At 64.1% G+C, this 5298-nt stretch carries 6 protein-coding genes and 1 pseudogene; 6 read left to right on the top strand and 1 reads right to left on the bottom strand.

Annotation, left to right across the window (positions count from 1 at the left end):
* Positions 1 to 419 precede the first annotated feature (419 nt).
* Both BUA24_RS11425 and BUA24_RS11420 read left to right on the top strand, forming a co-directional pair.
* A complete protein-coding gene (locus tag BUA24_RS11425) occupies positions 420 to 1841 on the top strand; it encodes an MFS transporter (RefSeq protein WP_072792698.1) in 1422 nt (473 codons plus the stop codon).
* Between the two features lie 39 nt (positions 1842 to 1880).
* Complete coding sequence (locus BUA24_RS11420) at positions 1881 to 2258, top strand: winged helix-turn-helix domain-containing protein (RefSeq protein ID WP_072792696.1); 378 nt, start codon at positions 1881 to 1883, stop codon at positions 2256 to 2258.
* A gap of 142 nt (positions 2259 to 2400) precedes the next feature.
* On the opposite strand, the pseudogene BUA24_RS13515 reads toward BUA24_RS11420, so the two are convergent.
* A pseudogene (locus BUA24_RS13515) lies at positions 2401 to 2568 on the bottom strand (ArsR family transcriptional regulator); the annotation flags it as partial.
* Between BUA24_RS13515 and BUA24_RS13510 the strand changes: the two are divergent.
* The 4 genes from BUA24_RS13510 to BUA24_RS11395 form a co-directional block, all read left to right on the top strand.
* Positions 2532 to 3416 carry a TRM11 family SAM-dependent methyltransferase gene (locus BUA24_RS13510; protein WP_084660464.1) on the top strand — a complete coding sequence of 295 codons (885 nt, stop codon included), beginning with the start codon at positions 2532 to 2534 and terminating at the stop codon, positions 3414 to 3416. The pseudogene BUA24_RS13515 and the gene BUA24_RS13510 overlap by 37 nt on opposite strands.
* 242 nt (positions 3417 to 3658) lie before the next feature.
* Positions 3659 to 4318 (top strand): recombinase family protein, encoded by a 660-nt coding sequence (locus tag BUA24_RS11405; RefSeq protein ID WP_072792692.1) that lies wholly within the window; start codon positions 3659 to 3661, stop codon positions 4316 to 4318.
* 6 nt (positions 4319 to 4324) lie between these two features.
* Positions 4325 to 4981 (top strand): recombinase zinc ribbon domain-containing protein, encoded by a 657-nt coding sequence (locus BUA24_RS11400; RefSeq protein WP_072792690.1) that lies wholly within the window; start codon positions 4325 to 4327, stop codon positions 4979 to 4981.
* 56 nt (positions 4982 to 5037) lie between these two features.
* The coding region (locus BUA24_RS11395) for a transposase (protein ID WP_178138830.1) at positions 5038 to 5298 on the top strand (261 nt) is incomplete at its 3' end.

The following is a 5298-nucleotide window of genomic DNA, read 5'->3' as shown; positions in this document are numbered from 1 at the left end:
GTAAGTGTAAGACCGAGGCGACCTAAGAGGCTCAGATTGAGGGCCTTTTAGTACCTGAGGGATAGAGATGGGCGAACTTGGCGTCGGCGAAGATATCCCTGCGGTGTTGTGAGAGGAAGTGATAGATCGAACCTGGCTCCAACAATGAGGCACAAAAGTTCTCGGCAGCACTGAGATGGGTCTGGGTGGATTCGGTACCTAACCTAGAAATATTCTACTTGACCTGCCCTTATGCCCCAACAACCACCCGGGGAACCCTCTTATTTTCCCCTCATTTTGGGGTGGGGTTATTCAGCACGCTCCTAGACCGGAATTCGCTCAGAGATTACCGTCGTGTCGCTTTTTGGTCACCTCCCGTTCATTTTGCCGGCATATAGTCTCGACAGACATCTATTCGATAGGACTAAGGAGGAGCCCGCGTGGCCGAAGGCGTTGCATCCATAACTGAGTTTTATAGACCCCTCGACGAGGCGGAGGTGGGCCGCAAGCACTGGCTCACGGTGTTCACCTCCGGCATGGGATTCTTCACCGATGCCTATGACTTGTTCATCATCGGCACGGTGACGGTCATCCTGACCCCGATCTTCCGCTTGAACACGAACCAGATCTCGCTGCTCAACTCCATCTCCCTCTTGGCGTCGGTGCTCGGGGCGTTCACCTTCGGCAAGCTGATGGACCGACTCGGACGCAAGACGGTCTACGGCTTGGAAGTGGCCCTTCTCGCAGTGGGTGCCATCCTCACCGCCTTGGCGTGGAACTTTGAGTCGCTGTTCATCTTCCGGATCCTGGTCGGTATCGGGGTGGGCGGCGACTACGCCACCTCGGCGGTGATCACGTCCGAATACGCCAACAAGAAGTCCCGGGGGCGCCTGGTGGGCACCGTGTTCGCCATGCAGGGCTTCGGCCTGATGGCCGGACCGGCCATCGCTGCCATCTTCCTCGGAGCAGGGGTGCCCAATGGGATCGCCTGGCGGTTGATGCTCGGTCTCGGGGCTGTTCCCGCCCTGTCGGTGGTCTACCTCCGCCGCAAGATCCGAGAGACCCCTCGCTACACGCTGAGTGTCCGCGGCGACGTGGCAGAGACGGCCAAGACGGTCGAGTGGGTGACCGGCCAGGCCTCGACGGTCAACGGCCAGGCGACAACCGGCAAGGGGAATCGCCCCGTCGCCCCGATCGCGGCGACCTCCGACCTTCGGAAGCGACTTGCCTCCAAGCCGTATCTGCTGCGTCTCATCGGCACGGCGGGGAGCTGGTTCCTGATGGACATCGCCTTCTATGGCAACTCGGTCTCCAGCCCGCTCATCTTGAAGCAGCTCCAGCCCCATGGGAGCCTGCTCTCCCATACCCTCATCTCGCTCGCCATCTTCACGGTGGCCGCGGTCCCGGGATACTGGGTGGCGGTCTGGTTGATGGACCGTCTGGGGCGCAAGCGTATCCAGTGGCAGGGATTTCTGGTCATGACACTGGCGTTCGGGGGCATCTGGCTCATCCCCGGTGCCGTGAAGAACACTGCCCTGTTTCTCGGCCTGTTTGCCATCAGCTACTTCTTCATCGAGTTCGGTCCCAACGAGACCACGTTCGTGTTCCCTTCGGAGATCTTCCCGACTTCTATCCGGGGCATGGGCGACGGCATATCGGCGGCGGGTGGGAAGTTTGGGGCCTTCCTCGGGGCGCTCTTCGTGCCTCACCTCCTCAAGTCGGTAGGGATCAGCGGGGTCATGGGCGTGATGGCTGCGGTCTCCGCAGTCGGCATTCTCCTGACCTTGGTCGCCCTACCTGAGCCGATGGGCCAAACCCTCGAGGAGGCGTCCGCCGAGGACCCCTCCTCACTGACTTACTAGCCAACGACGGCGGTTGCGTCCGGTGGAGGTGGGGCAGGCATGAACGCTGCGGTTGCCACCATGACCTCGGCGGGGAACGGTCCACATCGAGTCGACACTGAGGTGCTTCGCGCTCAGGACACTGAGTTGGACCTAGGCGCTCGACTCCTGTGCGTTGGTGCGCGGTGCATGCCGCTTCCCGCTAAGGAGTTCGAGCTGCTCTTTGTGCTCTTGGCCCACGCCGGGCAGGTGGTCCACCGGGAGCAGCTGTTGGCCGCGGGGTGGACGAACCCCCGTGAGGTGGGGAAGGCTTTGGAGGTCTACATACCGCGGTTGCGCGAGAAGATCGAGACCGACCCGCACCACCCGACCCATATCCGCACGGTGTGCGGTATCGGCTACATCTTCGATCGAGAGGCGCTCGGCTGGGCCTCCTAAGCTGCCAGGCCTTGACTGGGTAGGCCGGGTCGGGCGAGGGCGGCGAGACGTTCGGGCATGAGGCGGTAGTAGGCCACGACACACGCCGGCACCGGGTGACGAAGCCGGCATCGAGGAGCACCTTGAGGCGGTGGCTGACCGTCGGCTGGGATAGCCCGAGCGGGGCAACGAGGTCGCACACGCAAGCCTTGCCGGCTCTCGCCGCTTGGATCAGGCTGATCAGCTGGAGCCGGGCCGGGTCCGCAATGGCCCGCAGCCGGGGCGAGCCCGCCCATGTCGTGGTCCACGAGGATGTCCTTGCGTTTCGCAAGGCGGTGCATGATGCCCATTGAGCTGCCTCTGTCGGTGTGGCTGGTCGGCCAGCGCACCGGCCGCGCCCAGCGCTCGCGGCGATACCCGGAGATCTCGGGCACTCAGCCGGCCAAGATGCTCCCCGCTATCGCAGAGCGGGCCGTCGCCACCTACACTCAGCCCGGTGACATGACGCTCGACCCGATGTGTGGGGTAGGGACCACCCTCGTCGAAGCCGTCCACCAAGGCTGCGACGCCATCGGCATCGAGTGCGAGCCAGAGTGGGCCGACTACGCACAGGCCAACCTCGCCCTCGCCGCCAGTCAGGGTGCGAGCGGTCACGGCGAGGTCATCTGCGGGGATCGGCGTTCGCTCGCCAGCCTCATCGATCCCGTCGTCCGCAGCCTCGTCGCCTTGGTGCTGACCTCACCGCCCCACGGACCGCCGCTCCACGGTCGGGTCAACGCCGGCCCCGGCCACGGCGTGCGCAAGACCCACGACCGGTACTCTACCGACCCGGCCAACCTGGCCCACATAGGCCTCGCCGGGCTGGTCAACGCCATGCGGACCCTACTACGAGGCGCCGCCCAGGTGCTGCGGCCCGACGGCGTGGTGGCGCAACGGGCAGCTCATCGATCTCTCCGGCGCCCTCGCCCGGATCGGCGAGGAAGCTGGGCTCGTTCTCTACGAGCGGAACGTCGCCCTCCTCGCCGCACTCCGAGACGACACCCTCGTCCCCCGGGCGTCGTTCTTCGCCCTCGAACAGGTTCGCAAAGCCCGCTCCGCCGGGCTGCCCCGCCTGGTCACGGCGAATGCGGATTTGTTGGTCTGGAGGCTCCGTCGGGCCCCGGGCACGGGGGAGGGTGAAGGCCCACGGCGAGGAGCTAGCCCCTCCATTGGCGTAGCAGCCGGACCGCTTCCCCCGGTCCGGCTGCTACCGGCCACCTACTTCCCGATGTCCCCGGAGAAGGAGGCACAGGCCGTCGACGCGGTCGCCGGGCTCCTCGGCGCCCTCGCCGGCCATCACCACGAGATGGCCTTGACACGAGGCAAGCCGTGGAGGTCTCCTCCAGATAAGCCCGGTCCCGCCCCGGGCGGAGGAGGTGACCATGACATCGAAGACGACCACCGAAAGCACCCGGGTCGCGCTCTACCTGCGGATCTCCACTGACGAGGAGCACCAGCCGTCCTCGCTTGGCGCCCAAGAAATCCGCCTTGCCACCTTCGTCACCAGCCGGCCCGGCTGGGAGCACGTCAAGACCTACACCGACCAGTTCTCCTTCGCCTGCGCCGAGCGGCTTGCGCTCCAACAAGCGCTGCGCGACGGACGCCTCGGGCTCTACGACACCCTGCTCGTCTACCGGCTGGACCGCTTCGCCCGTTCGCTCAAGGTGCTCGTCGGCCTCCTGGAAGAGCTCGACACGATCGGAGTGGCCTTCCGCTCGGCCACCGAGCCAATCGACACCTCGACGGCGACCAGGCGGATGCTCATCCAGCTCCTCGGGGTCTTCGCGGAGTTCGAACGGGCAACGATCATCGATCGCGTAGTCGCCGGCATGGAGCGAAAGGCGGCCAGAGGCGGATGGCCGGGCGGCTCCATCCACTACGGGCTGCTTCTCGACGACGACCACTACCTCGCCATCCGACCCTCCGAGTTCCCGATCGTCGAACGGATCTTCACCCGCTACGGCGTCGGTCGGGTAGGAGCAGCCACTATCGCCACCGAGCTGAACGACGACGGGCATCGCACCCGCACCGGGCGGCGCTAGAACGCCATGGTCGTCCTCGGCATCGTGCGCAACCGTGGCTATCTCGGCGAGATCTCCTTTCGCGACGTCGTCCACCAAGCCGACCAGCCGTTGCTCGACCCCGACCTGTTCGACAAGGCCCAAACACTGCTCGCCGAGCGAGGCGAGGGATATGATCGGAGCTTCGCCGACACCCACCCCGAGTACCTCCTGACCGGGCTCATCACGTGCGTGCGCTGTCACCGCCGCTACGTCGGGGCCGCGGCGCACGGCAAGCGGCACCGCTACCGCTACTACGTCTGCTGGACCGCCCAGCGCTACGGGAAGGCGGCCTGCGGAGCGGAACGCATCTGCGCCGACGCGCTCGAAGACGCCGTCCTCGCTGCGCTAGTCGACCTCTACAGCGACCCAGCACTCATCACCCGCGCCATGCTGGCGCACCAAGACGCCGCCACGCTCACCGTCCGCCAACACCACGACGAGCTGGCAGCCACGGACGCCGAGCTGACCAAGACCGAGGCTGCCGTCGAGCGCTACATGCACGAATTCGAGGCCGGCACCCTCACCGCCGACATCTTCGCCGAACGCATCCGCGAACTCGGCAACAAGGCCAAGTCATTGCGCGCCCGCCAAGGGTTGTGTCCCGATAGTTGTGCAAATTTCACGAGTGAATTGATTTGCTAGTGGTGGCCATGGTATCTAGGAATTATCAGAAAACTAGAACCTCAAGGAGGTAGACCATGACCACCACAAACAATACTAAAGCACTTATCGAGTCAGTAAGAGAGATACTTACTCAAGATGGAGATCTGCTAAGAAATATTATCCAACAGGTCCTACAAGAGATGCTAGAAGCAGAGATGGATCAGGTGCTTGGTGCATCTAAGTCCGAGCGCTCCGACAAAAGGCTTGGATATAGAAGCGGTTACTACACAAGAACACTTCTAACCCGGGTAGGCAGAGTATCCCTAAGGGTTCCAAGGGATCGAGATGGAAGGTTT

Source organism: Ferrithrix thermotolerans DSM 19514, assembly GCF_900128965.1.
Taxonomy (GTDB): domain Bacteria; phylum Actinomycetota; class Acidimicrobiia; order Acidimicrobiales; family Acidimicrobiaceae; genus Ferrithrix; species Ferrithrix thermotolerans.
The sequence above is the reverse complement of the archived record's forward strand: the minus strand, read 5'-3'. Positions and strand labels throughout refer to the sequence as shown.

Coding starts and splice junctions, on each gene's coding strand:
- BUA24_RS13510 (WP_084660464.1), top strand. CDS start 2,532: ATGTCGTGGTCCACGAGGATGTCCTTGCGTTTCGCAAGGCGGTGCATG.
- BUA24_RS11420 (WP_072792696.1), top strand. CDS start 1,881: ATGAACGCTGCGGTTGCCACCATGACCTCGGCGGGGAACGGTCCACAT.
- BUA24_RS11405 (WP_072792692.1), top strand. CDS start 3,659: ATGACATCGAAGACGACCACCGAAAGCACCCGGGTCGCGCTCTACCTG.
- BUA24_RS11400 (WP_072792690.1), top strand. CDS start 4,325: ATGGTCGTCCTCGGCATCGTGCGCAACCGTGGCTATCTCGGCGAGATC.